Origin of the sequence: Bacillus sp. MT(2024) (assembly GCF_036362845.1) — a bacterium.
Classification (GTDB): Bacteria; Bacillota; Bacilli; order Bacillales; family Bacillaceae; genus Bacillus; species Bacillus velezensis.
In genome coordinates this window covers 1,195,438-1,222,111 of the sequence record NZ_CP143632.1, presented here as the reverse complement: position 1 = coordinate 1,222,111, position 26,674 = coordinate 1,195,438, and the positions used below count along the sequence as shown (strand labels likewise).

33 protein-coding genes are annotated in these 26,674 nt (G+C 47.3%); 6 read left to right on the top strand and 27 right to left on the bottom strand.

What is annotated here, in order from left to right; genetic code table 11:
• The first annotated feature begins 121 nt into the window (after window positions 1-121).
• From VP472_RS06395 to VP472_RS06370, 6 genes are all read left to right on the top strand, one after another.
• Window positions 122-1,438 (top strand): APC family permease, encoded by a 1,317-nt coding sequence (locus VP472_RS06395; RefSeq protein ID WP_003154801.1) that lies wholly within the window; start codon window positions 122-124, stop codon window positions 1,436-1,438.
• Window positions 1,439-1,723: 285 nt separating this feature from the next.
• Window positions 1,724-2,341 (top strand): DUF47 domain-containing protein, encoded by a 618-nt coding sequence (locus VP472_RS06390; protein ID WP_003154804.1) that lies wholly within the window; start codon window positions 1,724-1,726, stop codon window positions 2,339-2,341.
• 12 nt (window positions 2,342-2,353) lie between these two features.
• Window positions 2,354-3,352, top strand: a complete 999-nt coding sequence (locus VP472_RS06385; protein ID WP_003154805.1) for an inorganic phosphate transporter — start codon at window positions 2,354-2,356, stop codon at window positions 3,350-3,352.
• Window positions 3,353-3,456: 104 nt separating this feature from the next.
• The gene (locus VP472_RS06380; protein ID WP_057079950.1) at window positions 3,457-4,203 is read left to right on the top strand and encodes a type II toxin-antitoxin system SpoIISA family toxin; all 747 of its coding nucleotides are present in this window, start codon (window positions 3,457-3,459) and stop codon (window positions 4,201-4,203) included.
• Window positions 4,204-4,374, top strand: a complete 171-nt coding sequence (locus tag VP472_RS06375; protein WP_003154807.1) for a type II toxin-antitoxin system SpoIISB family antitoxin — start codon at window positions 4,204-4,206, stop codon at window positions 4,372-4,374. It abuts the gene before it with no gap.
• Window positions 4,375-4,470: 96 nt separating this feature from the next.
• Window positions 4,471-4,596, top strand: coding sequence for a hypothetical protein (locus VP472_RS06370; RefSeq protein WP_003154809.1), 126 nt, complete (start codon window positions 4,471-4,473; stop codon window positions 4,594-4,596).
• Between the two features lie 34 nt (window positions 4,597-4,630).
• Here VP472_RS06370 and VP472_RS06365 read toward each other — a convergent pair whose 3' ends face one another.
• From VP472_RS06365 to VP472_RS06235, 27 genes are all read right to left on the bottom strand, one after another.
• Window positions 4,631-5,509, bottom strand: a complete 879-nt coding sequence (locus VP472_RS06365) for an N-acetylmuramoyl-L-alanine amidase (protein ID WP_024085195.1) — start codon at window positions 5,507-5,509, stop codon at window positions 4,631-4,633.
• A gap of 13 nt (window positions 5,510-5,522) precedes the next feature.
• A complete protein-coding gene (locus VP472_RS06360) occupies window positions 5,523-5,786 on the bottom strand; it encodes a phage holin (protein WP_003154813.1) in 264 nt (87 codons plus the stop codon).
• A 13-nt stretch (window positions 5,787-5,799) separates the two neighbouring features.
• On the bottom strand, window positions 5,800-6,063 hold the full coding sequence (locus VP472_RS06355; protein ID WP_146276589.1) for a hemolysin XhlA family protein: 264 nt from the start codon (window positions 6,061-6,063) through the stop codon (window positions 5,800-5,802).
• Between the two features lie 51 nt (window positions 6,064-6,114).
• A complete protein-coding gene (locus VP472_RS06350; RefSeq protein ID WP_146276587.1) occupies window positions 6,115-6,876 on the bottom strand; it encodes a phage portal protein in 762 nt (253 codons plus the stop codon).
• Between the two features lie 56 nt (window positions 6,877-6,932).
• The gene (locus VP472_RS06345) at window positions 6,933-7,130 is read right to left on the bottom strand and encodes an XkdX family protein (RefSeq protein WP_003154819.1); all 198 of its coding nucleotides are present in this window, start codon (window positions 7,128-7,130) and stop codon (window positions 6,933-6,935) included.
• Window positions 7,131-7,134: 4 nt separating this feature from the next.
• Window positions 7,135-7,506, bottom strand: coding sequence for an XkdW family protein (locus VP472_RS06340; RefSeq protein WP_070081681.1), 372 nt, complete (start codon window positions 7,504-7,506; stop codon window positions 7,135-7,137).
• Window positions 7,507-7,518: 12 nt separating this feature from the next.
• Entirely contained in the window at window positions 7,519-9,141 is a 1,623-nt protein-coding gene (locus VP472_RS06335) for a pyocin knob domain-containing protein (protein ID WP_146276585.1), read from the bottom strand.
• 2 nt (window positions 9,142-9,143) lie between these two features.
• On the bottom strand, window positions 9,144-9,416 hold the full coding sequence (locus VP472_RS06330) for a hypothetical protein (RefSeq protein ID WP_003154822.1): 273 nt from the start codon (window positions 9,414-9,416) through the stop codon (window positions 9,144-9,146).
• Window positions 9,413-9,991: a YmfQ family protein gene (locus VP472_RS06325; protein WP_007407262.1), complete on the bottom strand. Its 579-nt coding sequence runs from the start codon at window positions 9,989-9,991 to the stop codon at window positions 9,413-9,415. Before VP472_RS06325 ends, VP472_RS06330 begins: the two co-directional genes overlap by 4 nt.
• The gene (locus VP472_RS06320; RefSeq protein WP_070081679.1) at window positions 9,975-11,021 is read right to left on the bottom strand and encodes a baseplate J/gp47 family protein; all 1,047 of its coding nucleotides are present in this window, start codon (window positions 11,019-11,021) and stop codon (window positions 9,975-9,977) included. The genes VP472_RS06325 and VP472_RS06320 overlap by 17 nt, the downstream gene beginning before the upstream one ends.
• The gene (locus VP472_RS06315) at window positions 11,014-11,439 is read right to left on the bottom strand and encodes a DUF2634 domain-containing protein (RefSeq protein WP_020955689.1); all 426 of its coding nucleotides are present in this window, start codon (window positions 11,437-11,439) and stop codon (window positions 11,014-11,016) included. Before VP472_RS06315 ends, VP472_RS06320 begins: the two co-directional genes overlap by 8 nt.
• A 103-nt stretch (window positions 11,440-11,542) precedes the next feature.
• Window positions 11,543-11,809: a DUF2577 family protein gene (locus VP472_RS06310; RefSeq protein WP_146276583.1), complete on the bottom strand. Its 267-nt coding sequence runs from the start codon at window positions 11,807-11,809 to the stop codon at window positions 11,543-11,545.
• A complete protein-coding gene (locus VP472_RS06305) occupies window positions 11,809-12,786 on the bottom strand; it encodes an XkdQ/YqbQ family protein (RefSeq protein WP_146276581.1) in 978 nt (325 codons plus the stop codon). The genes VP472_RS06310 and VP472_RS06305 overlap by 1 nt, the downstream gene beginning before the upstream one ends.
• Before the next feature lie 13 nt (window positions 12,787-12,799).
• On the bottom strand, window positions 12,800-13,459 hold the full coding sequence (locus tag VP472_RS06300; protein WP_077722098.1) for a LysM peptidoglycan-binding domain-containing protein: 660 nt from the start codon (window positions 13,457-13,459) through the stop codon (window positions 12,800-12,802).
• Window positions 13,452-18,980, bottom strand: a complete 5,529-nt coding sequence (locus VP472_RS06295) for a transglycosylase SLT domain-containing protein (protein WP_146276579.1) — start codon at window positions 18,978-18,980, stop codon at window positions 13,452-13,454. The genes VP472_RS06300 and VP472_RS06295 overlap by 8 nt, the downstream gene beginning before the upstream one ends.
• Window positions 18,968-19,120 carry a hypothetical protein gene (locus VP472_RS06290; RefSeq protein WP_015239684.1) on the bottom strand — a complete coding sequence of 51 codons (153 nt, stop codon included), beginning with the start codon at window positions 19,118-19,120 and terminating at the stop codon, window positions 18,968-18,970. Before VP472_RS06290 ends, VP472_RS06295 begins: the two co-directional genes overlap by 13 nt.
• A 41-nt stretch (window positions 19,121-19,161) precedes the next feature.
• A complete protein-coding gene (locus VP472_RS06285) occupies window positions 19,162-19,608 on the bottom strand; it encodes a phage tail assembly chaperone (RefSeq protein ID WP_003154836.1) in 447 nt (148 codons plus the stop codon).
• 76 nt (window positions 19,609-19,684) lie between these two features.
• Complete coding sequence (locus VP472_RS06280; RefSeq protein ID WP_003154837.1) at window positions 19,685-20,128, bottom strand: phage tail tube protein; 444 nt, start codon at window positions 20,126-20,128, stop codon at window positions 19,685-19,687.
• A 1-nt stretch (window position 20,129) separates the two neighbouring features.
• Window positions 20,130-21,527: a phage tail sheath family protein gene (locus tag VP472_RS06275; RefSeq protein ID WP_146276577.1), complete on the bottom strand. Its 1,398-nt coding sequence runs from the start codon at window positions 21,525-21,527 to the stop codon at window positions 20,130-20,132.
• On the bottom strand, window positions 21,527-21,736 hold the full coding sequence (locus VP472_RS06270; protein ID WP_003154839.1) for a YqzN/YkzM domain-containing protein: 210 nt from the start codon (window positions 21,734-21,736) through the stop codon (window positions 21,527-21,529). Before VP472_RS06270 ends, VP472_RS06275 begins: the two co-directional genes overlap by 1 nt.
• Window positions 21,733-22,179: a phage portal protein gene (locus VP472_RS06265; protein ID WP_069473357.1), complete on the bottom strand. Its 447-nt coding sequence runs from the start codon at window positions 22,177-22,179 to the stop codon at window positions 21,733-21,735. The genes VP472_RS06270 and VP472_RS06265 overlap by 4 nt, the downstream gene beginning before the upstream one ends.
• Window positions 22,176-22,679 (bottom strand): HK97 gp10 family phage protein, encoded by a 504-nt coding sequence (locus VP472_RS06260; protein ID WP_146276575.1) that lies wholly within the window; start codon window positions 22,677-22,679, stop codon window positions 22,176-22,178. Before VP472_RS06260 ends, VP472_RS06265 begins: the two co-directional genes overlap by 4 nt.
• Complete coding sequence (locus VP472_RS06255; RefSeq protein WP_007610806.1) at window positions 22,676-23,032, bottom strand: DUF3599 family protein; 357 nt, start codon at window positions 23,030-23,032, stop codon at window positions 22,676-22,678. Before VP472_RS06255 ends, VP472_RS06260 begins: the two co-directional genes overlap by 4 nt.
• Entirely contained in the window at window positions 23,029-23,412 is a 384-nt protein-coding gene (yqbG, locus tag VP472_RS06250) for a protein YqbG (protein ID WP_146276573.1), read from the bottom strand. Before yqbG ends, VP472_RS06255 begins: the two co-directional genes overlap by 4 nt.
• Window positions 23,413-23,428: 16 nt before the next feature.
• Window positions 23,429-24,364: a phage major capsid protein gene (locus VP472_RS06245; protein WP_007407274.1), complete on the bottom strand. Its 936-nt coding sequence runs from the start codon at window positions 24,362-24,364 to the stop codon at window positions 23,429-23,431.
• Between the two features lie 26 nt (window positions 24,365-24,390).
• The gene (locus VP472_RS06240) at window positions 24,391-25,236 is read right to left on the bottom strand and encodes an XkdF-like putative serine protease domain-containing protein (protein WP_015417286.1); all 846 of its coding nucleotides are present in this window, start codon (window positions 25,234-25,236) and stop codon (window positions 24,391-24,393) included.
• 19 nt (window positions 25,237-25,255) lie between these two features.
• Window positions 25,256-26,647, bottom strand: a complete 1,392-nt coding sequence (locus VP472_RS06235; protein ID WP_088005490.1) for a phage portal protein — start codon at window positions 26,645-26,647, stop codon at window positions 25,256-25,258.
• Window positions 26,648-26,674 lie beyond the last annotated feature (27 nt).

Here is a 26,674-nt window from a genome sequence, read left to right as displayed (position 1 = left end):
TCTCTTTTAGGCAAAAAACTAAAATCAGAAAATTTATTTTATTCGTGTTTCAGCAATTAGGGTTTACAATATGGAAAATAGTTTTTTCAGCATGACGATTTTACATCTGGAGGGAAAGGATATGCAGATTGAAGAGAACGGACTTAAAAAAGAGATCGGCCTTACCATCGCCCTCTCACTTGTTATCGGCACCATCATCGGTTCCGGCGTATTTATGAAACCAGGCGCCGTGCTTGCCTACTCCGGTGATGCGAAAACCGCGCTTATCGCGTGGCTGTTAGGAGGCATTTTGACGCTTGCCGGCGGCTTGACCGTTGCGGAAATCGGCACTCAGATTCCGAAAACGGGCGGACTTTATACATATCTCGAAGAAGTGTACGGCGAATTTTGGGGCTTTTTGTGCGGATGGGTTCAAATTATCATTTACGGCCCCGCCATTATCGGAGCAATCGGCTTGTATTTCGGCTCTTTGATGGCGCACTTGTTCAATTGGGATTCCGGCTGGTCTAAATTGATCGGGATTTCAGCCGTTTTGTTTTTAAGCATCATTAACATTATCGGAACGAAATATGGCGGCATCGTACAAGGAATTACGACTGTCGGCAAATTGATTCCGATTATCTGCATGATTGTGTTCGGCCTTTGGAAAGGCGATCAGCATATTTTCACAGCTGTCACAAGCAGCATGTCGGAAATGAATTTCGGCGCTGCCATACTGGCCACCTTGTTTGCTTATGACGGATGGATTCTGCTTGCGGCACTCGGCGGCGAAATGAAAAATCCGGAAAAGCTGCTCCCGAGAGCGATGACGGGCGGACTTTTGGTCGTCACCGCCATTTATCTTTTCATTAACTTTGCGCTGCTGCACATTCTTCCTGCGACCGACATCGTCAAACTCGGTGAAAATGCGACCGGCACCGCTGCCGGAATGCTGTTTGGCGACATCGGGGGAAAATTGATCAGCGTCGGAATCATCGTCAGCATCTTCGGCTGTTTAAACGGAAAGATTCTCGCTTTTCCGCGTGTCTCGTTTGCAATGGCGGAACGGAAACAGCTGCCGTTTGCCGGACAGATTTCGCGGGTGCATCCGACGTTCCGCACTCCGTGGATTGCCGTGTCATTTCAGATCGCGCTGGCCATTATTTTCATGATCGCCAGCAATCCCGATAAGCTGTCTGAAATCTCTATTTTCATGATTTATATTTTTTACGTCATGGCTTTTTTCGCCGTGTTTATTCTCAGAAAAAAAAGCGGCGGAAAACCGCGCGCCTACAGCGTGCCTTTGTATCCGATCATTCCTGTTTTGGCCATCGCGGGTTCACTGTTTGTGCTGATCAGTACGATCATTACAGATACACTCAGCTGCGCGCTGTCCCTCTTGATCGGCCTCGCCGGGCTGCCGCTTTATTTTTGGCTGAAAAACGGCAGAAAAAACTGATAAAAACGGTTCCTTTTACGGGAGCCGTTTTTTTTCTGGCAAAATCACGTGCAAAAGTTGACAGCAAATTCACATCTTTTGTTATACTTTTTAAGCAAGATGTCTGAATTCGAAGTATGTTACGTTTTTTTGGCGAAGTGGGTAACATAAGAAAAACAGGATGAGACACGTTTTTACGAAAAAATCAAGAGGCGTTTTTTTCGACTTTATCTGTTTTTTTTCGACAAAAGGCTATATAATAATTTGATGTGTGCATTGTCTCATTCAAACAATGGAGGGTTTTTAATGATAAAAAGAAAAAAAGATAAGTTCTCACTCCTTTTAACAGAAATCGCAAAAAACATAGACGAAACCGCAGAATACTTTGTCAACTTTAAAGTGACGAACCAGACGACTTTAAAGGAATTTGCCGATACGTTAAAAGAGTTTGAAACAAAAGGAGATAATCATGTTCATGTCATGATTAAAGAGCTGAACAAAGCTTTTATCACTCCCATTGAACGTGAAGACATCCTTGAGCTGACAAACAGCCTCGATGACGTGCTTGACGGAATCGAACATTTTTCTGCAATGATGGAGATTTTCTCGATCACTTCTTCAGATGAGCATATCGATAAGTTCAGCGGATACATCAGAGAGTGCGCGAAGGAAATTTTAATCACGATTGAGCTGCTTGCAGAAAACCGATTGAAGGACATTCACCCTCACGCCATTAAAATTAAGGAATACGAGCACAGCTGTGATAACCTGCACCGTAAATCATTAAAAAATCTGTTCGGCACAGAAACCGATCCGATTAAAGTGATTCAGTACCGCGAGATTTACGAAACGCTTGAGGAAATTGCCGACTCTTGCCAAAGCGTTGCCAATAACCTTGAAACCATTATTATGAAAAACGCGTAACGAGGGGTTATAATGGATACTCTATTACTTTTAACGATATTAATTGTCATATGCGCTTTGGTATTTGACTTCATTAACGGATTTCACGATACCGCAAACGCAATCGCCACCTCAGTTTCGACAAAAGCGCTGAAGCCGCGGCACGCAATCGTCATGGCCGCCATCATGAACTTTCTCGGAGCGATGACATTTACCGGTGTGGCGAAAACCATTACGAAGGACATTGTGAATCCTTATACATTAGACAACGGGTCAGTTGTCATTCTGGCGGCTCTACTCGCCGCAATCGCCTGGAACTTGATCACATGGTATTTCGGCATTCCGAGCAGCTCTTCACATGCGATTATCGGAGCGATCGCCGGAGCGGCCATTGCAGCGTCAGGTTTTGCGACGCTTAATTATAAAGGGTTCATTAAGATTATCGAAGCACTTATTTTATCGCCGATTATCGCCTTTGTTCTCGGCTTTATCGTATATTCGATCGTGAAGCTGATTTTTAAAGACAGCAATCTGGCGAAAACAAATAAACGCTTCCGCAGAGTGCAGATTTTGACGGCTGCCATTCAGTCCTATACACACGGAACGAACGACGCGCAAAAAGCGATGGGTATCATTACGATGGCGCTTATGACGGCCAATTTACATAAAAGTGATGCCATTCCTTTTTGGGTGCAGCTCTCTTGTGCCCTGGCAATGGGTCTCGGCACATCCATCGGCGGCTGGAAAATCATTAAAACCGTCGGCGGAAAAATTATGAAAATCCGTCCGGTAAACGGCGTATCTGCCGACTTAACCGGCGCAGCCATTATTTTCGGGGCCACGTTTATTCATCTCCCTGTCAGCACGACGCACGTCATTTCGTCTTCCATTCTCGGTGTGGGCGCTTCCCACCGCGTAAAAGGCGTAAACTGGGGAACGGCTAAACGGATGCTCATTACATGGGTCATCACCCTGCCGATTGCAGGTACACTCGGCGCCATCGCCTTTTTCATCTTAGATCTCTTTTTCTGATGACATCCGCTTCTTTACAGAAGCGGTTTTTTTTGTGACAGGAAAATGATGTCATGACATAGAATGAACATAGCAGACCATTTTTCGAATTGTGAGGGATGCTCATGCTTTTGTTTTTTCAGATCATGGTGTGGACGATGGCGGCCGCACTCATTTTATATGTGTACGCATCCTGGCGGTATGAGGCAAAGGTAAAAGAAAAAATGTTTGCCATCCGTAAAACGTGGTATTTACTATTTGTAGTAGGCGCCATGGTCTATTGGACATATGATCCCGAATCGCTCTTTGCCGCATGGAGACAATATTTGATTGTTGCCGTCTGCTTTGCCCTTATTGATGCGTTTATCTTTTTGAGCGCGTATATCAAAAAGCTCGCCGGCAATGAATTAGAGACGGATACGCGGGAAATTTTAGAAGAAAATAACGAAATGCTTCACTCCTATCTTGAAAAACTGAAAACCTATCAATATCTGTTGAAAAATGAACCGATCCATGTATATTATGGAAGTACAGAAGCTTATGCGGAAGGCATCAGCAGACTGCTGGCCGCTTATGGAGAAAAAATGAATGTCACGGCTTCCTTGTGCGACTATTCCGCACAATCGGATAAGGACCGCTTGACGGAGCATATGCCTGATGCGGCGGACGTTCAGTCCCGTCTTAACCGTAAAGACGTCTACTATGATCAAAAAGGCAGGCTTGTGCTTATTCCGTTTACAGTCCAGAACCGCCATTACGTGATCAAACTCACGTCGGAAAACCTGTTGACGGAATTCGATTATTTGCTTTTCACATCGCTAACGAGCATTTATGATTTAATGCTGCCAATAGAAGAGGAAGGTGACGGTTAAATGGAGCAGGCATTTCAAAACGGGCAGCCGGAACAAAGAGCGAAACCGTTCAAAATGTTTAAAAAACGTTCAATGACAAGTATCGCAAGTTACCAGGTCAGCCCTCATACCGCCAGAATTTTCAAAGAAAACGAGCGGCTGATTGACAAGTATAAACAAAAAAAAGCTTGATTACACTAAGGACAGGAGACACGGCTCTTGTCCTTATTCCTTTTTTCCTTATCTTTCATATAATAAAACCAACAAAGAGATGCGACAGGTGATGATGTGAAGAAAATTGTCAGGCGTGTAAAGTTTGTGGATTACGGACGCTTCGGGCTTTCCGCTTATTCGCTGAGGATGCGGGCGAGGAATCTCGGGCTATTGAACCGGTTAAAAAAGAAAAAAGGCTGAATCCCGCAATGTGAACGGGTCTCAGCCTTTTTTGTTAAAGCTGCATCAGAATTTTCGCTTTTACAGCGGGACCGTAGACGCCGTCAGACGTCAGTCCGTTTACAGATTGGAAGCGGGCCACGGCATCTGCCGTTTTCGGACCGTAGATACCGTCAATGCCGTTATTGACAGCTCCTTTTTCAGGATAGAAATAAAGCGCTGCGAGCGCGTTTTGCACCTGGTATACCTTTTCACCGGACGTGTACGGCTCTGTCAGCTTGATCACCTCGTCCGGAAGAGAATACAGTGCTTCAACCGGCGGGCTGACGATCAGCACTTGTCCGACTTTAATCAAGTTCGGGTCAGCGATGTTATTCCATTTCTGCAGATCGGCCACGCTGACGCCGAATTTCCGCGCGATCGCCGACAGCGTATCTCCTTTTTGGACGGTATACGTCTGTCTTTCCTCAGAACCGATTCCCGCTTTAAACTCATCCCATGTATCCAGCAGTCTTCTCGGACAAAGCTTTCCTGACCAATGCTTGTGCGCAACGACATTCGCAAGCGGGATGCCGTGCGACGTCATTAATGTGCGGATGAGCCATTGGGCGTTTGCCACGGCCTGTGAAAAGTTGCCGTCTGCGTTTTCACAAATTTCAATACCGATGGATTTACGGTTGCCGTCCCCGTTTCCGTCACCGGCATGCCAGCCGTTTTCGTTCAGCGGAAGATGCTGATAAATTTCCGTATCATCGACTGTGAAATGCCAGCTTGTCGGTGTATCGGGATTTTTCACATAGCTTGCGTGACTTTTGGCGTTAGCTCCGACTGCGGTATTGGCTGTATTGTGCACCGTAATGTAAATCGGTGTCATTGCATAGCCTGGGCGGTTATTGTTTCCTGCCGGGATAAAATCCTGTGTGATTTTTACCATATTCTCATCTCTCCTATTTCGATAAATTGTTTATTTTTAATAAAGCCTGCTGTTTTTTCCCTTTTGCTGTAACATAATTGTTTTTAAACCAGGCGGCGGCAGTCGTTATGATTGTAAAAACGGCCGACCCGGCGGCATACAGCGTATCTGCAAGCTGGCTGACCTGGTCCTCCTGAATATTCAGCGGCGATTTGCCGAACATCAGCAAAGTTTGATTCAATAAAGCAAGCAAAAGAAGCACCGTCCTGACGACCGTGCCTTTGTCCGCGAATTTCATATCGGTTTCCCCCTTACTTTTGCAGCAGATTGTACATGATGGCGATGGCTCCGCCAATGACGCCCGTGCAGATTGCTGTCACGATCGCTCCTGTAATGGTCCGCTTAATCCATGTTGTGTTTTCGTCAATTTTGTTCAGTTTTTCATTCAGCGTCATGATTTGCTGACCCTGCCGGTCTGATACCCGCTCTAATACGGCTACCCGCTGTTCAAGCACCTTTTGTTCACCTTTGATGCCTGCGAATTCTTTTTGCACCGCTTGTTCATCCAGAAGCACTTCCGCTCCCCCCTCTTACATTGTTCTCACCTCCCTTCGGAAGCTTCATTCTTAAGAAAATGCCGTGCCTTTGACAGAAAGGCTCCCGCCGGAAATGCTTTTGATTTCCATGAGGATTTCCTTAAAGCCGGCAATATCAAATGACCACACTTCTTCTGTGCCTGACGTACCGGCGGCTGATGTCCCGTCATCAGACCTGATTCCTCTGATCGGCACATTTTTTCCCGAGATGGATCTCCCCCAAAACGCGACATGGCCCGACTCAGCCGTGCCGGTGATTTCGACGAGAAGTTTTTTCCAAGCGCCCGCTGAGAAGATGCTTCCCTCGCCCGCCTCTGCTGCATTTTCATGAAAAATCACGTCTGTATATGAAAACGCCATATCACCGCCCGAACCGACAGATTGGTATAAAACAAATTCGGACTGTTTTTGATTTCCATTTTCAAAACGGAACCGGTAATATCTTTTTGTCAGGCAGACCCACCCCGAAGCGGTCAGCACTCCGCCTTTTACTGCGACAGAATGTGAAGCTGTCCACGAATTGTTATCCTCGCTCTCTTCGATAAAAAGAGTTCCGCTGCGGTCCGAATAAGCCCACCCCTGTGCTCTGTCTATTAAGACGGCTCCTAAACGGTCTTGTCCGAATTGGCTGTAGACTTCAATCGCTTCTAGCGGCGTATTGGTAAGAAGCTCTGCCATTCCGGACAAATCAGCAATCGGTGTGACATAATCGTTTTTGTTACCGCGATAAGCTTTTACGGCGCCGGGCCTGCCAAGTTGATCGGCGGGAAATTCAAATGAATGCTTTTTCATCGGCCGTCCTCCTTTTCTCATTTATTAAAAATGACAAATAAAAAAAGCCGTTTGGCTTATGACACAGCATTTTTATAGTTTTCGTATGTTTCACCCGTTATTTCTTGAAATTCCTCAGGCGTGATATACTTCGCGGCCACACCTTCAGCCAGATCTTCGGCAGAGCAGTCATCATAGCCCATAGCCTGTTTTACCATTTCTGTTGAGGCCCACTCATAAAACAAGGCGTAAACCCAAAAGTTAAGCTTTTTCATTTTTTCATTCTCCTTTTACGTGTAAGAGTTCCAGTTTTAAAGACGCTAATTGCCTGCCGAGTGACTGCTGCGCTTGTTCGGCTGCTTTTCTGGCCAATTTCTCATTCGCCAGCTGTCCGCCGAGGCCCGCAAGCTGGTTTGAATCGGGAGCCGTATCTTTTTTTAAGCTCTCTTTATATGCTTCGTCAGCGGTTTCCACCCATTCATGTTTCTCTTCATCAAAAAATGGGCGCCACATGCCTTCGCCGTTTATTTCCGGCGGAAAGTCCGCAGCGTTAGGCGGCATCATATAATCTCCTGTCTCAGAATCCGGATAAAGCTCAACCGGAGTGCCTGTATAAATGTTGTCATTGTCATACGGAAATATTAATTTCATATTCTCGCTCCTTTACGTGAGTGCCAAAACAAGGTCAATATAATAGCCGTTCACGTTATTTTCTATATTGGCCATAATTCCCGTCAGCTTCATATCTCCATTAGAATAGATAATAAATTTGCTGTAACCGGTGGTGCCGCTGGCTGCAACCATAGTCACAACGCCTTTGGCCGGCGCACAAGAGGACGGCACACTCCCGAACACCACTTCTCTGTCCGTAAGAACGTGTCCGTTCAGGTGAAGGGTGTTTCCCACTTTGCGGTATTGAAGCGGCCTGTCTCCTGATTTAGCCCCATTTTTATAAGGAACATTTATCCAAGGTACATTCTCAGTATCAAGTTCGGTAACGAGGCGACGCCAGCCCTGCCAGCCCAAGTTCAAATCCAAATAGTTCGTGAACATATTATTTTTATAATCGACGGCAAGGACATACCCAAACGTTCCTTTCCCCTCACTGTCAAGAGAGGTAAAATGAAACATGCCGCGGGTTGAAGCGTTGCTCGGACTGTTTGCCGCTTTGCCGGTTGAATAAAAGGTGCCGAACGCCCTGCCGTTTTTAACGATTTTTTCAAGAAAGTTATCATCATCACCAATTGTCAGAAGATAGCCGCCGTTATCGTTTGTTATTTTCGAAAGCTGTGCGCCGTTCCACATATCTTTATCCGCCTGTGTGACATGAATATCTTTTTTATTGGCGTGAGCGTCTACTTTTGCTTGAGAGCCTGAATCTGTTTCTTGTTGGCTCCATTCCGACCATACGCCTTTAGTGCTGAAACTTCGGACGTATATGGGATTTCCGGCGGCCACTGTGTCTATAAACATTTGGACAAAAGTCGGTGATGCTCCGCGGGTTCTTTGCATGACAATTAATTGTCCGTATTCCGCAGGCTTATTTTCCGTATGCTGAACTGATATATAGTAGATGCCGGACGTTTTTATATTGTCTAAGTTTGTTTCCGTTACCGTTTTAGCATTCCCGTCATTGTCAGTCAGATTGAATAACTGCCCTGCATTCCATTTGTCTTTGTCAGATTTGGTTACATGAAGATCTGTTTTGTCGGCATGCTCATTTACTTTTGCTTGTGCTCCGGCAGCTGTTTCAAATGGCATCCATTCCGTCCAGATGCCGTTTTTCAGCGTTTTTCTCCAAAATCCCCCGTCATCTGAGAAAGCGACCGCCTCTCCGTTATTCTTTGAAGAATAAAGGTATATACCCTCTGACGGTTTAGGCGGGGTATTTATTCCAGTTGCAGCTGCCGAGAAAGTAAAGGTCTTATTCTGGCTGGCAGCGGTCTGATGAAAATCCTGTCCGTCAGAGATATTAATAAAAGCGGAGCCATTATCTTTTGTGATTTTAGAAAGCTGAGCACCGTTCCAAACAGCCCGCTCTTCTTTCGTCACATGCCGGTCCAGATCTTGATTGTGCTGGTCGAAATCTTTTTTTGCTGCCTGCTGGACGTTGTCCACGTTTCCGAGGCCGATTTGCGCCTTTGTCGTTTTGTGCGGGTTGTTCATGTCGTTTTTATGGGCCGCCAGATCCGTGTGGGCGTCTTTTATGCCTTTTTCCCAGCGGTTGACATCATCTTCATTAATCGGATCGTCCGGAAGCCAGTCTGTTTTTTCTTCGTAAGCCATCGTTACACCACCTCAAAGGTAAATCTTAAATCAAGCGTTCTGTTATTGCTGAGATCTAAATTTGTTTTTCGTTCTGTAATGACGCTTCCTGTTTCGTCAAGCATCTGCACGGTTTCAATGTGTTTGACGTCTTCTTCCCTGCGTGTGAGAACGGTGACTGCGGCATCTTTTACGGAAATGTCCGCAATCGGAGTTTCTTTGCCGTTTAACAGCACTTTTGTGATCCTGTTTTTCAGATCGGCTGCGGCACGCTGTCTGTAAGCGGCTGATATCATGGTAAGACCACCTCGTTATTGTTGAGTGTGACGGAATAACCGACCTTCAGTTCACTGACTTTTCGGTATCTCCGATTGTTGAGAATGACCCGGTCTTTGATTTCCAGTGTTTCGTTTAATGCGGCTCTCAGTGTATACGCCAAATGAGCGGGTTTGATTTTTTCAAGCGTTTCAATCAGCTCGTTCATGTGCTGCAGGTCATCAAGCCCGATATCGGCATAAAAACGATACTGCCCCGGGAACATCCGAACATAAGCTGACGGATGTTTTAAAAAACGGTTTAGCGCCTGCTCGATCGCTTGATGGGTGATGGGCGGAATATTCGACATCTTCGAAATCAGCCTGAGCCGTCTCATATCCTCCGTGTCACCTGATTCCCGCGGTATTTTTAATATTTTTTCCCAGCGGTCAAGCCCCCATGTCGCCGTCGTGATAAAGAGCTGATCGGTCAAATCGAAAATATCGTTATTCTGCCGCTCAAACTCAGGAGCTTCCGCCTCAAGCAGTTGTGCCATCTCTTTTAATCGGGTTAAAAACGGCGGGAGGTACGCCGTCATCTCATCGAGTCTGCTCAAGGATTCTCACCTCTTTGAGTTTAGGAATTTCCACGTCACTGAGCACGAGGTTTTCCGCCGCACCGTTCATTTTGATATCGGCGTAGTCACTGACGGATGCCGAGTTATAAACGATGTTGTTAATTTGTGATAAACGGACGGTGTTTTCTTCGAAGGCCATTTTCTTAAATAAATTCAGGACGCCTTTTTCAATCTCCGCTTTTACGTCATCGATCGAGCTGTTCAGCTCAGGCAGCACGGAAGCGGAGATTTCGATTTCTTTCCATACGGCGCTTTCCACCGTTACTGCCGCTCCGATCGGCGCCTGTCCTTCTCCCTGCCCTTCGTCCGGATCAATATAATCCTTTACTTTTTTGATCAGAATATCTGATGCCGGTTCCAAATTCGCATTTGTGATGACAACTTTCACCGTTCCGTCTCCGTTCCAAAGCGGGAAGATTTTCGCCCTGCCGACGCCGTCAACCTCTTCGGCCCATTGTTTATAATGCTGTTTATTTGCGCTGACTGCTTCCCGGCGGACACGGGTAAAATAGCGCGCCCTTAAGCTGTTGTCGTCTTCTTCCTCACGGCCGGGAATCAATATATCGCGCACGACTGCTTTCTCAAGCCCGGGTATCGTATCAAGCGGCAGCAGGTTTTGCCCTGAAATGCCGGCATTGCCCGCTTCACCGGCTGTTTCACATTCAAGCGTTCCATCCCCCGTATATTGAAAATACAGGTTATCAACGAAGAAACGGGAGCCTGGCGGAATGGTGATGCCCGCTGTGAATTCTCCGGCTCTGACCGCTTTTGTGGCAGGTGTTCGTTCAATTCCCGCTTCAGCAGCACGCCTGTCCAGAAATTCTCCCTGAGCCGTATCGGAAAACACGAGCTCCAGCACGGTATCCAGCCAAATATAAGACTTTGCGAGCTCAGCGGCCGCAGGCGCGAGCGCATTGTAAATGACGCTGCCTTCTCTCGTATCAATGTCCGCCGTAACGCGCGCCAGCATTCTGTCCATAATGTCGTCAAACGTCTGAGCTTCAAACATCCTCACCCAGCACCTCCTCTATCTCAAGCATGCCCTCATCAGTTTCAACGGTAAAAGAGACGGTGAAGGCATCATCTTTTTTCTCAATCTCAAAATTGGTAACGGCCAAAATCCGGTCATCATACAGCAAGGCTTCTTCTATCAGTCTTGGAATCTCCATTTTTTTATAAGCATCCGTCGTGTTCTGATCTGAAAGCACTTCCTGAAGTTCGTTTCCGATATCATGGCTGAAAACCGAATATGAATACCGTTCTGTGTGAAGAGCGATATAGACGAATTGTCTGATTGCGTCCAGTCCGTTAATCAGTTCATTGGTAATCCGGTTGTTTTCAAAATCAATTCGGTAGGTTTGTGAAGTCTCAACGGCCTCACTCGCATCCTCCAAATCTTCAAATTCGATTTCCGGTGTCAGGGCCATTGCACCCGCTCCTTTTAGATTTGTTCATGTAAAAAAGCCCTCTTCGGCAGATGAAGCGGCTTTAATAGGCTGATATTCTCGTATATCTCCGTCCGGATGACGGTTAAATTTTGTCCAGTACAAAGAAAGACTGTCCTCCTGTTAAAGCGGCGGTCATCACCCGATCACCCGCCTGGAGCTGATCCTCTCCCCCGGCTCTCAGCCGCTTCGGCACAATGAGTGCATCAGACGGAATCAAAAGTTTGTCGTGATCTTTCAGTTTCAGCTCGAGCGGCGAAACGGAGGTCACTTCGGCCGGCATCAGCTCCACCGGCGCTTCAGCGTCAACCGCTCCGACGGCTAAATGTTTAATGGCATCACTTAATCTCATCAGGCTGTCCCCTCCGGAAGTGAATTTTTCTCCGTGACGTCAATCGTCATGGTATGTTTTGTTCCTTGGAATTCATGGCGGTCCGTATCTACATAATAGGTTTTCTTCAGCCCGATTTCCGGAATTGAAATATAGACGGGCAATCCGCTTTCCAACCCAGGAATACCGATCGCCTGTATATTTTTCAGCTCTTTCTTAATGCCTTTTTTCTCAGCCTGCTTCACTTTTGCGCGCTGTTTCAGCTGGGCTTCGTTAATGTCGTCAGAAACTGTTTCGGTATACTGCAAAACGCCGAATGTTTTCATGCCGGCGCTGTCTGAGGCAGAAGCCTTTATCGTTTTATTGTCTTTTTGCAGCCGCATGACGACACGGGTTGCGGTGTCATCAATTGAGGTGCTGTATTGATACCCTGTAATATTAACTCCTGTTTCCAGCACCCATATGTCAGACGGCTCCGGCCATTCACGCAAGCCGAGCCTGCCTTTTTCTGAATAGAGCTGATAATTGCGCCCCGTCTGGCTTTTTGTCTGCTTTAACGCTTTTATCATCATATCGTAAAGGCTTGTATCATTTTTAAAAACGAGTGATTTAATGGTATGGCCTGTGTTGGCAATGGATGTGACGGGAATTTGAAAATCGCTGGCGATCCTTTTTAATATTTGATCGGCGCGCTTGTTGGAAAACACGTAAACGTCCTGGTTTTTCACAAGGTATTGGAGCATATCGTATGCGGTGAAGGCGACGGTATGCTCATCGGGCGTTCTTGCAAAAACAATGCCGCGGAACAGCTCTTTTCCGTTCCATTTGAACAAAACCGTATCCCCTTCTGATACGCCGTAATACGTCTGGCTGCCCTGCTTTACGACAATCGTCGCTTCGATGGAGCGGGGCGCCTGATATCTGTGTCCTTCCAGCGTTACGCTTTCTGTGACAAGCTCAAGCCACTCCGTTTCTTTTATGACAAATAGTTCAATCATCTTTTCACCCGTTTCATTGCGGTATCTTCAGCTTCTGCCCCGGGAAGATCCAATGCCCAGGCTGCCGGATATTCCGTTTGCTGCGCTTAATCATGGCGGTTTTATTCGCGTTCCAGATTTTCCGCCACTCTGTGTGTTTTCCGTAAAACCTGCCGGCGATGTCCCAAAGCGTATCCCCTTTTTTGACGGTATATGTTTTGGGTGAAGCTTTGGACGGGCGCTTCGCTTTCGTTTTTTTCTTTTGTTTGATTTTTCTTGGCGAAGCGGTTTTATATTCTTTCAGTACGATATCAAAATTCCGGTCGCCGATTGCATTGTCACCTTCGCTGTAATTAAAGCTTTCAATACTGCATGTGACATTGATTTTTGTCCCTGTAATCAAAAACTGAACGGGTTTTTTCGCTTTCATCCATGCTTCAATGGCTGAAATGGCTTTTTCCGGTGAAGGAATGCTTTGATATTCGACAATCGGGCTGTACCGTTTCGGAAAAAAAGAAGAGAACGAAATTTCTTTCGCTCCCGGTTCTTCGATAAACGTCACCTCTCCAAGTCCGGTGACTTTCACGGAATCATTCTGCACGCTGTTTGCGATATCAATCGCTTCAGGCAGAACGGGAAGCCGGAGCTTGTCCTTCCCCTGAGACAGCCAAAATTCGTAAACAGATTTAGTCAAAAGCAACGGCCCCCTTTGCTCCGGTATAAATGTCTTTTTGCAGTTCATCAATCAGCGCCTGTTTGATTTTGGCGGCGAGGCTGTCGGCGTCCTGTCCGTTATGGAAATGCTGATCGCCGCTGAATTCGATTTTAATTTCTTTTGTTCCCGTTTTTTGAACGGTTTGTCCGCCGCCTTTAACGGCTGCGGATACCGTGCCGGCTGAAAGCGCCGCCGGTTCCGTCTGGGACGGATCGGACACTTCCATGCCGAGCGCCTGAGCCGCTTTTTGCAGCAGATAACGGCCGCGGATGCCCCGCTCTTCAGGGATGATCCACTCCCGTTTGTTCCCTTCGCCGACACGGGCGATCTGCTCCTTGGTAATCAGACCCCCATTGGCATAACCGACGTACGGGCCGCCATGAGCCATACTTTTAATCCCGGGGACATTGCTGATCGAGCCGTATCGGCTTTTAATATAGCCGATAGCGGCAGCGGCGTTGTGGATTGGATTTCTGATATCATTCATGCCCGGCGCTTTGTGATCTTCAAAGGTGCTCGGAATCGTCTGCATAAGCCCCTGTGACGGGTGTCCGGCTTTGGCGTTGCTGTCCCATAGATTAATGGAATTAGGGTTGCCGCCTGACTCATGCTGTGCGATCGTCATTAATCCCGGAAGCCAGCTGATCGGCGTATTGGTTGCTTTCATTGCGGCCAAAAGCCATTCTTTGACGCTTCCTCCCGCTGCACCCATGCCGGAAAAGGCTGCTGCAAGCGAGCCTGCCTGTTTTTCGGCGTATTTTTTCACGTCAACTGAGCTGAGGCCTTTGACGACGCCGACTGAAGCAAAGCGTCCGAGACTCATCATGACACGGGAAGGAGAGTGAATATCAAGCTCTTCCCTGAATGCGTCCTCGACTTTTTTGGCCATATTTTTGGCCGCCTGTTTGACTTCGCTTCCTTTTGCAGTCATCCCTGATACGAAGTGTCCGATCAGGCCTGACCCCCAGCCGTTCGCGGAATCTCTTGATTGCACAAACGGTTCATTGATATGTGTGCTTACGTATTGCGACGTTCCCGTATCTTTTGCATTCTGTCCGGCCGAATATCCTTTCACTGTGGCGGCGCCCCATGATGACGATTGATTAACCGCCGATTGATAAGGTGTTTTCACCTTTGTTTTTAAAAATGAATCGGTGCCCGTCTGTGACGTATTCTGACCTTTGGCATAGCCCGCAGCGACTTGCTTTCCGTAATCGGGCGAAGACGAAATAAGGGCGTTAAACGGCGTACCGATGTTTTTCTCTTTCCAGCCGTCCATATCCACCGCTTTATTGCTGATTCCGCTGTCAAAGCCTTCATTAAACTGTTTGCCGAGTGATGAAGCCGTCCCGCCTAGTCCGGATGCCTCTACAGACGCTGCGGCCGATACAGATGCAGAAGAAGAAACACCGCCCGCTCCCGCCGGCACAGCGGAAGACTGAGCCGAAGCCGCACCCATATCATCGACAACACGCATGCCGAGCTTAGACGCAGCTTGTGAAAGCAGCATCTTTCCGCGTCCGCGATTGTTGTCGACGGGGATGACAAATTCTTTTCCGGCTTCACCGATCCAGGAAATGGTCGGCTTTGTAATGTAGCCGCCCGTGGCGTTTTTGTCCGGTTTTTTCTTTTTATCTCCGCCGCCTGTGACGAAGTCCATTACGCCTGAAATCAATTTGCCGCCGGTTTTATCCCAAATCTTTTTCACCCAGTCGAATGCTGCAGAAAAAGCATCTGATATGGCTGTTCCCACTTTGACAAGAGGTTCTTTTATATGTTTCTCAAACCAGCCGCTTAACCCTTTCCATATATCCTTTACCGTATCTAAAGCAGTCGTGAAAGCGTCTGATATTCCTTTTCCGACTTTTTCCACCATGTTTTTCACCGGGTTCCAGACAATATCCATGAACCAGCCGGATACCGTACTGAAAACAGATTTAATTTTATCCCAAGCTCCTGTGATTTTACTCCAAATGGACGTCGCCACTCCGACGACAGCCGATTTTACGGGCTCCCAGACAGTGCTCATAAACCAGCCGGATACTGTGCTGAAGACACCTTGAATCGTCGTCCACGCATTCACGATATTTGACCAGATGCTTGTCGCCGCTCCGACGACAGCCGTTGAAACCGGCGTCCATACATTCTCCATGAACCAGGATGACACCGTGCTGAAAATCCCTTGAATCGTCGTCCACGCATTCACGATATTTGACCAGATGCTTGTCGCCACTCCGGCGACAGCCGATGAAACCGGCGTCCATACATTTTCCATGAACCAGGATGAAACGCTTCCCCAAGTATCTTGTATTGTTGTCCAAGCACTTTGCGCCGCTTCGGAAATATCATTCCATGTGTCTTTCAAAGCCCCTGAATCAAAGGCCTCTCCCAAGCTGGAACCGCCTAGACTGCCGGCGATGCTGCCTACCGCGCCGCCGATTAATGTGCCCACTCCGGGAACAACGCTGCCGATTGCCGCTCCGGCCGCGGCTCCTGCAAGACCGCCGCCTGCTGAGCCGACCTTCTCTCCTGCATTATCTTTATTGATGCCGGCTAAATCAGTAAGTGATAACAATTCACCTATGCCGGGAATTCCTTTAGCGGCACCTTTTAACCCTTTCATACCGCCTTTCAGCGCCTTTGAATTCCCTAAGCCTTTCAAAAGCCCGCCGATGCCTTTACCTGCCCCTTTTGTTTTCGGCGTGTTTACGGATGCCTGTTTGCTTTCCTTTACGGAGGAACCTCTTTTCGAAGATTTATTCCGCCCTTCGACTTTACTGCTTTTGCCCCTCGTCACTCCGGTACAGCAGCAGCCGCCCCCCAAAGCCCCGCCTGTTTTTTTGGCTGACCTTCCTGAAGATTTCGGTGATGGTCCCGTGCGCTGCGGACCCTTTGTCAGATCAGGACGCTTCGGGCTGTTGGTGCCGCCGGCAGAAAGGCTCCCCTTACTCTTTTCTTTTTTCGTGCCGCCTCCTAATAATCCGCCGACATTGAGTTTGCCTAATTTTTCAGCGATTCCTGAAAATATTTTTTCTATTAATTCCCCGGCTTTTTCGATGATTTTGTCCGGGCTGAATTTCTCAAATTTCTTGGCAATCTTGCTGACAATTTTATCAACAAATGCCTCAGCTTTTTCGATGATCGCATCAGGACTGAATTTGCCGAACTTTTTATCAATGCCTCCGAACAGTGAGGAAGTAAACTGCTCCACTTTTTCCAAAATCTTATCCGGATTGAGAAAATCGAATTTCTCAGAAATTCGGTCAATCGTGTCATTTACAAATTGTTCAGCACGGTCGATTAGCTTATCAGGACTGAATTTACCGACAACGTCGTCGACTTTCTTCATAAACGAATCAGTAAAATGATCCAGCTCTTTCAATATGGTCTCCGGACTGAATTTGCTGACAACGTCATCAACCTTTTTCATAAATGAATCAGTGAATTTATCCAGTTCTTTCAATATGGCTTCCGGACTGAATTTACTCACGACCCCGTCTACCTTTTTCATAAATGAATCAGTGAATTTATCCAGTTCTTTCAATATGGCTTCCGGACTGAATTTACTCACGACCCCGTCTACCTTTTTCATAAACGAATCAGCGAATTTGTCCAGCTCTGCTAATATCGTCTCCGGGCTGAATTTGCTCGCAATCTCGTCCACTTTTCCCATGAATGAGGTCGTGAACTTATCCAGCTCTGCTAATATCGTCTCCGGGCTGAATTTGCTTGCGATTTCATCCACTTTCCCCATGAATGAGGTCGTGAACTTGTCCAGTTCGGCTAATATCGTTGCCGGGCTGAATTTGCTTGCAATCTCGTCCACTTTTCCCATGAATGAGGTTGTGAACTTGTCCAGCTCGGCTAATATCGTTGCCGGGCTGAATTTGCTCGCGATTTCATCCACTTTCCCCATGAATGAGGTCGTGAACTTGTCCAGTTCGGCTAATATCGTTGCCGGGCTGAATTTGCTTGCAATCTCGTCCACTTTCCCCATGAATGACGTCGTGAACTTGTCCAGCTCGGCTAATATCGTCTCCGGGCTGAATTTGCTTGCAATTTCGTCCGCTTTTCCCATGAATGAGGTCGTGAACTTGTCCAGCTCGGCTAATATCGTTGCCGGGCTGAATTTGCTCGCAATCTCGTCCACTTTTCCCATGAATGAGGTCGTGAACTTATCCAGCTCTGCTAATATCGTCTCCGGGCTGAATTTGCTTGCGATTTCATCCACTTTCCCCATGAATGAGGTCGTGAACTTGTCCAGTTCGGCTAATATCGTTGCCGGGCTGAATTTGCTTGCAATCTCGTCCACTTTTCCCATGAATGAGGTTGTGAACTTGTCCAGCTCGGCTAATATCGTTGCCGGGCTGAATTTGCTCGCGATTTCATCCACTTTCCCCATGAATGAGGTCGTGAACTTGTCCAGTTCGGCTAATATCGTTGCCGGGCTGAATTTGCTTGCAATCTCGTCCACTTTCCCCATGAATGACGTCGTGAACTTGTCCAGCTCGGCTAATATCGTCTCCGGGCTGAATTTGCTTGCAATCTCGTCCACTTTTCCCATGAATGACGTCGTGAACTTGTCCAGTTCGGCTAATATCGTTGCCGGGCTGAATTTGCTTGCGATTTCATCCACTTTCCCCATGAATGAGGTCGTGAACTTATCCAGCTCTGCTAATATTGTCTCCGGGCTGAATTTGCTTGCGATTTCGTCCGCTTTCTTCATAAAGCTTGCAGCGAATTTATCCAGTTCCGCTATGATTGTTTCCGGATAAAATTTGGATGCGATGTCATTGACTTTTTTCATGAAGGTGTCTGCAATGGAGTCAAGCATTGAAAAATCATTTTTCGGCGAAGCAGGAGCAGCAGATGCAGAAGCTTTTCCGACGTCCGGCATATTCTTTTGCATTGCAGCCAGCTGTGCTGTCACCTTTTCGTTTAACGATAATTGAATGACATTGTTTTTCCCCGTCAGCGAATCCATCCCCGCTGAAATTCGGCCGACTGTTTTCATGACGTGATCTATGACGCGTATAGTGACAGAGTACCCGTTCTTTAACGCAGATTGCATGTAGCGTTTGATACGTTCCATGGCAGGAGTCACTTCGTCTGACGCATACAGTGAAACGGTAAATCCTTTAAAACCGGCAGCCAGATCCCGCAATCTCTCAAATGCCGCTGTCGCGCTGTCTTTTGCTCCTATTTTAACGGTTAAAGACGCAGGCAGACCCGCTAATTGGGCTTGCACCTTTTGAATGACGGCACTGGCTCCGTCTTCAGCTGAAATAGAGATCATTTGTGCGCCCAGCTTTCTTTTCATAGAGCGCTGGATGCGGTCAATTGTTCTTAAAACAGATTTACTCTCTTTGCGTATATCAATTTCACTTTGGCGTTTTGTCATTTTCCTGTATTTCTCAAACGCTCTGAAGCCATTTTGGATTTTCCTTATTTTCTTTGAAACCCGATCTTCCAATTCAAAACGGGCGGTCAGCTTTGCCATGATGTCGCTCCCCCTTTCTTCGCTTGTTTTTCAAGAATGTCCAGCTTGTAACCGATTAAACCGTACAACAGCGCCTTAAAATGTCTCGGTGCTTCATATAACTCTTTCAGTTCTGATGGAGAATAATGAAGCTCATGCATCGCGTAATAGAGATACACGGCTTCCTTATTCCCATCTTTTATCAGTTTTTTGCTTCTTGCTCCAGATCTTCTAATTCATCTTCAAAACCGTTGATCTCAATCGCTTTATTCAGCCAATTTGCATACTCACCGCCGACTGAAAGAACGCGTTTTGCCACTTCGACCGGATCTGCCGTTTTGTAAGCGTCGCGGAGCTCCTTAGACCGGAAATCAGGGTAAATCGTAGATTCAACCGCGATCCGCGCATAGAAGCGCTGGCTGTCTAAGTCTTTTACGCGGCCTCTGCCCTTCACATTTTTATATGTCGTGCTTTCCTTCTCCAGTTCGTCAATGCGCTCAGTCGTAATGGCTTTAAAAATAAAAGGCACGATGTTTCCTTTTTTATCGACAAAACGCTTTGAAAGCGGAACCCGAATCTCCTCAGCCTCGACTGTTTTACCCGGCATAAAGAATGACAGATCATATACTTGTTCGTTTTTTTCGCTCATGATGAAAACTCCCTTACTCTTTTTTTTATAAAAAAACAGGCCTGTTAAAGGCCTGTTTCACTCATAATGATTCTGATTAAAACGTTTCAGAAAGCTTTTCCGGCACATCGAAATCTTCAAAGGTAAACGGCACTTCTTCTTCGAGGGCTTCTGAGTCTACGTCCAGTCCGGCGATTTTTGCAGAATCAAAGTTGACGTCATACAGGGTGACGCGTTCTGTTCCGCGGCCTGATGATTTGTCGTCAAGAACGGCTTGCAGCGTAAAATACGGGTCGCTGCCTTTTTTGACGTAATCCATCATAAGGACGGCGAATTTGGATGTGACCTTATAGAATGTTGCCGTGCCCGTTCCGTTGGCGCCTGTTGTTTTATGTCCCGTCATACGGCGGCCCATGATGTTTACTTCTGATTTGTTTTTTTCCACGTTTGCTTCAAAGGTTTTAATATGCGCCATCTCTTCTCCGTCGAGAAATAAACGGCCTTCTTTTCCTGAAATCGTGTTTTGCGCTTTTAATGCCATCTTAGTTTACCTCCACATTAAAGTAGAATTTTTCTGCCGCATCCACAGGCTGTACGGCGAGATCGATTAAAAAGCCGTCGCGGTCTTCATTCAGCCCGATTGTAATGTCTTTGTCTGAATCAAAGTTAGCGATGCCGCCCGCATCCTGGAGCGTTGTCAAATATTGAATAATCATCGTTTTGACGAATTGAAGGCCGTCATTTGTCGCAGGAAGATCGCTTCCGGTGCCTTTTTTCGATTTAATTAAGGCTTTCAGTTCACGTGTCAAATCGTTATTCACCGCATCAAGCACACGGACGATTTTGTTTTTCGCGAACTTTTTGTTTTTCTCTGCCGTAAATGTCACCAATGAGTTGATATCTTTTTCAACGCTGACTGACTTATCACGGGCATCGTAAGAGAAAAGGAATTCACCTTTGGAAAGACGTTCGATCACTTCATCATGAGTCAAGCGGTGCAGCACATCGACGGCGCCTTCGTATTCAACGAATGTTAAGGATTGATTAAATGCGGCGCTGGCACTTGCGCCTGCCACCCAGGCGGTCGCATCTTCAGCTTTAATCTCAGTTCCGTCTTCCAGCAGCACACCTTCAGTCACATTGATAATGCCTTCATAATCCCCGCTGTAATGGGCGGTCACCCCTTGCACTTTCTGTCCCTGCCCATCGCGAAGGCGTTTAATGAATGCGGCAAATGTCGCTTTCAGCTGATCGTTTTCCGCGACAGGAAGAGCGATGACATCGAAATTCTCCGTTTCAGCCGCAGCTAAAAAATCCGTATAGTCTGAGTTGACCGGTGCTTTATCAGTTCCTCCCGCGAGACGGATGCCTGCCTGCGGGTTTAACGTTTCCCCGGATTCTTCCTCAGTGCCTGTCAGCGGGATGGAAGCCGACAGTTCGCCCGTTCCCGTAAATGTGACATAGCCGTTTGCTTTTAATTCTTCGGCTTTTTTCACCGTTTGTTTGTCAACTTCCGCTTCATCCATGTAAGTGGTCACATCGAAAGCGGTCTGATCAAGGACGTTTTCACTGATGCGGATGATGATGTCATTTCCTTTTGAACCCCCGTACAAAGCGGTTGCTTTAACCCCTTGCGAAAGATCTGCGCTCGCTCTGATTCCCTCTGTCAGACGGTACATCAAAACGGTTTTTGCTTTCTTTTTCGCCTCACGAAGCAGAATCAGTGACGGATCTTCAATACTGAGCCCCACTTTTTTATTCAAATCTTCAATGCTTGAAATGGAAACGAATGTTTTCGCTTCCCCCCAGCCGGATGCGACGGGAAGGGCGACAATCCCGCGTTCACCGATCGATACCCGCTCCTGGGCGGTTGTTTTAAAGTTAAAATAGATTCCGGCACGTTCTTTTTCTTTTCCTTGCGTAAATGTTCCGCCGTTCATTATTGCATGACCTCCTTGGTTAAAAATGCTTCAATGTAAGACTTGGCTTGCGCTTTTGTCATTTGTTTTTGCTTCACGCCGAATAAAGCCCCCTGGAGAATCTCGGGTTTTACGCCGAAAAGCTCCTTCGCGTGCTTTGTTAAATCCGCCGTGTCATAAAGAACCGCTCGTTCCGCAGTTGCGGCGTTTTTCTTTTTATATTGTTTCACTTTTCTTTCACCCCGCTGTTAATGTCCACATCCCGCAGTGCGGGAGATGTTTGTTTCTGATAGTAGTAGCGGCTCGTCCAGCGGATGGTGATCACTGCCTCGCCTTTGTCTCCGACTCTTGTTTCGATACGGCTGATGCGGACGAAATCACCGGTATCCTCCCCTGATTCCGTAAGCAGCGGGATCAGCTGTCTTGATTCTCTCACCGCATCGGCGATCCGGTCGGCTGCATAGAGCGCCTGCACCGAGTCGGCATGGAACAGCTTCACATTCAGACTGTATGTCTTCTTAAAGGTGGAGACTGTGTCATTCTCGTCAAAAGCGTACGGGGGCGGGATGTAAAGTGACGGCACCTGAAATTGTTCAGGCAGTTCATTTTCATATACGGGCACGCCGCATTGCTGATACAAAAAAGCGGCGATTGAACCGGTTTCGCGATTCATCCGATATCTCCCCCCAACGTGTTAAGCCACTGATTGAAACACTTGTCCAGCGATTCGGCGAAGAGTGTTTCATACAAAAGAAGGGCTTTGTCCCAAAACCCATTTCCGCTGATCCACTGTTTTTTGAGCGCCATTCCCGTTGAAGCTGACGGATCATAGATGAACCGGGAGCCTTGAAAATACCCGGGCACCCATCTGACATTTTCATCTGAGACGGTCCAATGTCCGTCATTTATGAATGAGGCATACTCTACATTGGTGCCGATTTCAAGGGTCAGTCCCCCGTTTTCAATGATCCATACGTGATCCTGCGCTCCTTTTCGGAAAGAAGACAGCAGGCTTTCTGTATCAATCCCGCCCGAATGAATAAGCTCCTCCCGTACCAAGTCGAGAAAATCCTCTCCTGACTGTTCCAGCCATTCGCCTGCCTGACGGGCAAATTCTCCGGATGACGCCTTTTGCAGCGACCGATTCCATTGTTCAAGGTTTTTTATGTTCATAGTCTGTCATCTCTCACAGCAATAACCTCCCAATGGTGCTGTCTTGCTTTCTTCGGCATTTCCAGAATATACGCCTGTCCTTCCCAAATGATTTTGTCATTGACACGCACAACGGCCTCTTTCGGAAAATGAACGAGAAACCGCTGATATACCTTATGATCAGGCTCAAGCTGAATAAGCTGCTGCTGTTTTTCAACAAACAGACACGGCACGTCTTCAGCATCGGGCACTTCCGGATAAGAAAAGACAGGCTGGAGCTTTTCGGCGGGAATCCCGAAGCGTCCGGCCTTCGGAACTGACACCGTCTCATGATAAATATCGCATCTGTCAGTGAGCAGCCGTTCGTAGCTCATAAAGGTCTCACCTTTGCGTGTGCAGAAACCGGGGAATAACCCGGCGCGATATATTCACAGAGCAGATGGTGCACCGCCGGTTTTCTGATTCCGCCTTCACCTGCCACCGTATACGAGTAGTCGCCTATCTTTTCAGATTGATAGGCGGAAGCGGCTGCTTCATTCTGGTTGATCAGCGCAAAATATTGAGAAAGCTTTAATAACGCAAGCTTAATCTTTTCGGGAAGCGGTGAGTAAACAGGGTCAGTGAACGAATGCCCCGCCATTCTGGCCGCTTCCGCCTCCGCCTCCAGAATGTCCTGTATAAGAAGCTGCTCCGGCCTGTTTTTGACTTGATCATAAACTGAATATGAAACAACGTCAGACGGCTGAATTAACATAACTGCCACCCCCGTCTTATTCTTTAACGTTTACGATTTTGGCGCTTGCATCTTCTTCTTCAAATTTGCTGTCAAGTTTAGCCGTCAGTACGATAATAAATTTGCGGCTGCGAATATCTTTATCTACTTCGATTCGGATATTCCGTGAAAAACCGAGAATGATATTTTTCGGGTGAGTCAGAATGATGTCAGACGCATCGTACTGGGAATCACCTTCTCCGACTGAGTACGGCTGCAGATTGGACACTCCTTTGACCGGAACGCCGAATGCTGAAGACAAACCGCCCTGCACCGCAAGATCTCCCAGATTGGTCTGACGGTCAGCCACACGGTCTTTCCATTCAATCTCCATGCCTTGAGATGTGTAAAATCTGAATTCCTGAGGCAGGCGCAAATATTTTGCCGGAATGGCTTTTAAGCCTTTTTTAAATGTCGCTCTGGACAGCTCTTCCCCGTTTCCGTCAATGACGTGAGATACAGTCTGCTTACGGATTCCGTCAAGCTGTGCCAAGTACGGATCAGAAGAAGATGTATCGCCGTTTACGACAAGCTCCTCAATATCGACTGCCGCCCGCTCCGCCAAAATCTGCATGATCGTCTGCTGCAGGCCGTCTTTTTCAATATTGTTTTCAAGCGTGTCATAGGTGATATTAATTTCCGCAATGACTTCTTTCGTATTCAGCTGCACCGTACTTGTTGCCGGGACGGTCAGCTGATCGTCAGTTAAGGCTTTTCCTTCCTCAGCGGCACGCAGAATACGCTGGCCGAAACCGATTTTTTCAAATTTCTGCGAGTCATTTTCCATTTGAATCACACGCGATTCGCTGAAAATGGTCGGCGTGTTCTGCACCATGCGGATAAATGCTGAAGCTTGTGCGGGGTTCATTAAACCGCCGCTTTTTAAAGCGGAAAGTGACATTTCCGCCTTTCTGATGATATCTTGATTTCTCACTCTACAGTTCCTCCTTCTGACTGGGCTTAAAGCAGTCCGCTCCAAATGGATTTTTTAACAGGCTCTTGGCCGCCCGTCTCTTCTTCCGGCTGCTTTGATGCGCCTCTTACTTTTTCAAGCGCTTCAATGCGTTTAATAATCGGCGCCAGCATGTCCTCAACAAGCGTTTTCAGCTTTTCTTCATCAGACGGCGCAGCCGCCCCGTCTTTGTCTTCCGTGTTCTGGTCCAAACTGTCAAGCCGCTTTAAAAGCGGGTGCAGCGCGTGTTCAATCGATTCTCTTACGTCTTCTTTTCTCATCTTGTTCAAGTCCTCTCCCTTGCGGTTTCTTGATTTGCGGTCACGGTCGAGAAATTGCTTGACCGCGCCGAATAAGCCGGCTTGCTTTTCTGCCGGCTCTTCGTAAACGTCAGCGGTTCCCGCCATGCTGTAGCCCGTAATGATACCGGCTTTAATCTGATCCCATACTTCATCGGAAGCTTTGGTGACAAGCACCCAAGATCCTTTCCGGATCACAGCATTCCCGATTTCAAAGTCATCCGGGGCGACGTACGACTCCACCACCTCGCCGGTCCCGCCTTCAAAGTTATGATTTGTATCGATGTTGCGGGCGTCCGCCAAAAAACCGTGAGCGGCCTTTTCAATCTCTTCAGCCGTCATATAATCGCCATGTGCATCGGGGACATCCGGCTCGTAAACGATGCCGTAAACAAGCTTCTGCTCATCCGATTCGTTTTTTGTAAACACCTGCACCTTTTTTTCAAATGACGGAAGGCCTCCGGCTGATTTTGTAAAAAAGAATTCCGTTTGGTTCGCCGCCTTATCGACATAGCTCACAAAACTGATGACGGCATTTCTCAATTCTCTCGGCACGAGATGTTTTCACCCCCTTTCAGGATTGCTCCTTTTTCCCTTTCAGCACCGGCCTGCTGTAGTACTCTTCAGGCCATTCCTCAAGCGTCTTGCCGAGCACTCTTCCCGCCAGATCACGGAGGTCATTAGGAGAGACCGCGCCGGCGGAAATAAATGGCGTAAGCACCTTCGCAATTTCAAGCGGATCGCGAAAATCAGGCCCTTTTAATGTGAGCTGTACATCGTGGAGACCCAGTTCAGGCAAAAATAACGTGTTGAGCTTATTAATCAGCGTTTTCCGCTCGGGCTGAAACACCTGCTCCTCCGTGATTTTCCGTGCCGTATCGGCTGTGGCTTTGTTGTATTCCTGCGCCTCTCCCGTATAAAGCGGCGGGAGACGGAAAGCGGAACGGAGTTTATTTCTGCTTTTGTCGTCATATTCAAGAAACAGCGCATCATCCTGCAGAATTTCCGCAAGTGATTTAATTTCCACAGACACGGGCGTAATGTCTTCGCCTCCGTGAAGGTCTTTTTCCTTCGCAATGCCTTCCGCCTCAATCAGCAGAAATTTGTGGGCGTTTTCCACCCCTTCCAGGTCATTCATATAATCCTGAAGCTCTTTGTACGAGGTTTCTGACAGCATGCCGTTTTCAACCGTAATGGCGGCCGGCACATGACGGCCCTGCTTGAAATACATAAAATTCAGTTCTTCCGCTTTCCGGGCGCCGTACAGATTGACGATATTGCCGACCCAGCGCGGAATGCCGTAAGTGCCGCTGCCGATTTTTAAGTGAATGGCTTCATTTGCCCGGTATTCTTCAGACAGGGTCTTTACGTATTCGCCGGTTCTCATGTCCATCATGCGGGGATCGCCGTATTCCTTAAAAAACACTTTCCGACCGTTCAGCATCTGAACATATTTACGGAACCGTTTTTGCCTTTTAATCGTTTTGGATGCGCCGTTTTCTTCATATGAAAATGTAACTTCAACGGGATCAGTCACACCGCAGACGCGCATATGTTTTACATCCAGATATTCAATCCCCGCCGGTTTTCCCGCGCCGTCCCGAAGCACTTCGAGGAAACCGTTGCCCGTTTTTTCGCGGTCTTCTATCGCATATCCGAGGACCGTCTCGGCCGATTCATCAAAATGAAGACATTTGTAAAAGCTCTCCAGCTTCATCCAGTTTTTTTCGGCCCGGGCCTTTTTAGACGGTGAGCAATCTGGGCTATTTACATCAAAGGTATATTCCACATCGAACCCAAAACCCGTAATATTGACCCGATACGCGTCAATGCACTGCTGAAGAATCGTCGAGTATTCGGCGATTGTTTTCAGTTCAATGAGATTATAGGGCGGTGAAATGATGTCTTCGCCGTACAGATCGGCAAATTGATCTTCGTTCATCTGCCTTGCCTGCGGCGCGGCCATTTTTGATTTAAAGACGGTGGCTCTAAC

Excerpts from the sequence above, each read along its gene's own strand:
- VP472_RS06395 (WP_003154801.1), top strand. The coding sequence starts at position 122 with ATGCAGATTGAAGAGAACGGACTTAAAAAAGAGATCGGCCTTACCATC.
- VP472_RS06390 (WP_003154804.1), top strand. The coding sequence starts at position 1,724 with ATGATAAAAAGAAAAAAAGATAAGTTCTCACTCCTTTTAACAGAAATC.
- VP472_RS06385 (WP_003154805.1), top strand. The coding sequence starts at position 2,354 with ATGGATACTCTATTACTTTTAACGATATTAATTGTCATATGCGCTTTG.
- VP472_RS06380 (WP_057079950.1), top strand. The coding sequence starts at position 3,457 with ATGCTTTTGTTTTTTCAGATCATGGTGTGGACGATGGCGGCCGCACTC.
- VP472_RS06375 (WP_003154807.1), top strand. The coding sequence starts at position 4,204 with ATGGAGCAGGCATTTCAAAACGGGCAGCCGGAACAAAGAGCGAAACCG.
- VP472_RS06365 (WP_024085195.1), bottom strand. The coding sequence starts at position 5,509 with ATGGTAAAAATCACACAGGATTTTATCCCGGCAGGAAACAATAACCGC.
- VP472_RS06360 (WP_003154813.1), bottom strand. The coding sequence starts at position 5,786 with ATGAAATTCGCGGACAAAGGCACGGTCGTCAGGACGGTGCTTCTTTTG.
- VP472_RS06350 (WP_146276587.1), bottom strand. The coding sequence starts at position 6,876 with ATGAAAAAGCATTCATTTGAATTTCCCGCCGATCAACTTGGCAGGCCC.
- VP472_RS06345 (WP_003154819.1), bottom strand. The coding sequence starts at position 7,130 with ATGAAAAAGCTTAACTTTTGGGTTTACGCCTTGTTTTATGAGTGGGCC.
- VP472_RS06340 (WP_070081681.1), bottom strand. The coding sequence starts at position 7,506 with ATGAAATTAATATTTCCGTATGACAATGACAACATTTATACAGGCACT.
- VP472_RS06335 (WP_146276585.1), bottom strand. The coding sequence starts at position 9,141 with ATGGCTTACGAAGAAAAAACAGACTGGCTTCCGGACGATCCGATTAAT.
- VP472_RS06330 (WP_003154822.1), bottom strand. The coding sequence starts at position 9,416 with ATGATATCAGCCGCTTACAGACAGCGTGCCGCAGCCGATCTGAAAAAC.
- VP472_RS06320 (WP_070081679.1), bottom strand. The coding sequence starts at position 11,021 with ATGTTTGAAGCTCAGACGTTTGACGACATTATGGACAGAATGCTGGCG.
- VP472_RS06315 (WP_020955689.1), bottom strand. The coding sequence starts at position 11,439 with ATGGCCCTGACACCGGAAATCGAATTTGAAGATTTGGAGGATGCGAGT.
- VP472_RS06310 (WP_146276583.1), bottom strand. The coding sequence starts at position 11,809 with ATGAGATTAAGTGATGCCATTAAACATTTAGCCGTCGGAGCGGTTGAC.
- VP472_RS06305 (WP_146276581.1), bottom strand. The coding sequence starts at position 12,786 with ATGATTGAACTATTTGTCATAAAAGAAACGGAGTGGCTTGAGCTTGTC.
- VP472_RS06295 (WP_146276579.1), bottom strand. The coding sequence starts at position 18,980 with ATGGCAAAGCTGACCGCCCGTTTTGAATTGGAAGATCGGGTTTCAAAG.
- VP472_RS06290 (WP_015239684.1), bottom strand. The coding sequence starts at position 19,120 with ATGCATGAGCTTCATTATTCTCCATCAGAACTGAAAGAGTTATATGAA.
- VP472_RS06285 (WP_003154836.1), bottom strand. The coding sequence starts at position 19,608 with ATGAGCGAAAAAAACGAACAAGTATATGATCTGTCATTCTTTATGCCG.
- VP472_RS06280 (WP_003154837.1), bottom strand. The coding sequence starts at position 20,128 with ATGGCATTAAAAGCGCAAAACACGATTTCAGGAAAAGAAGGCCGTTTA.
- VP472_RS06275 (WP_146276577.1), bottom strand. The coding sequence starts at position 21,527 with ATGAACGGCGGAACATTTACGCAAGGAAAAGAAAAAGAACGTGCCGGA.
- VP472_RS06265 (WP_069473357.1), bottom strand. The coding sequence starts at position 22,179 with ATGAATCGCGAAACCGGTTCAATCGCCGCTTTTTTGTATCAGCAATGC.
- VP472_RS06260 (WP_146276575.1), bottom strand. The coding sequence starts at position 22,679 with ATGAACATAAAAAACCTTGAACAATGGAATCGGTCGCTGCAAAAGGCG.
- VP472_RS06255 (WP_007610806.1), bottom strand. The coding sequence starts at position 23,032 with ATGAGCTACGAACGGCTGCTCACTGACAGATGCGATATTTATCATGAG.
- yqbG (WP_146276573.1), bottom strand. The coding sequence starts at position 23,412 with ATGTTAATTCAGCCGTCTGACGTTGTTTCATATTCAGTTTATGATCAA.
- VP472_RS06235 (WP_088005490.1), bottom strand. The coding sequence starts at position 26,647 with ATGGCCGCGCCGCAGGCAAGGCAGATGAACGAAGATCAATTTGCCGAT.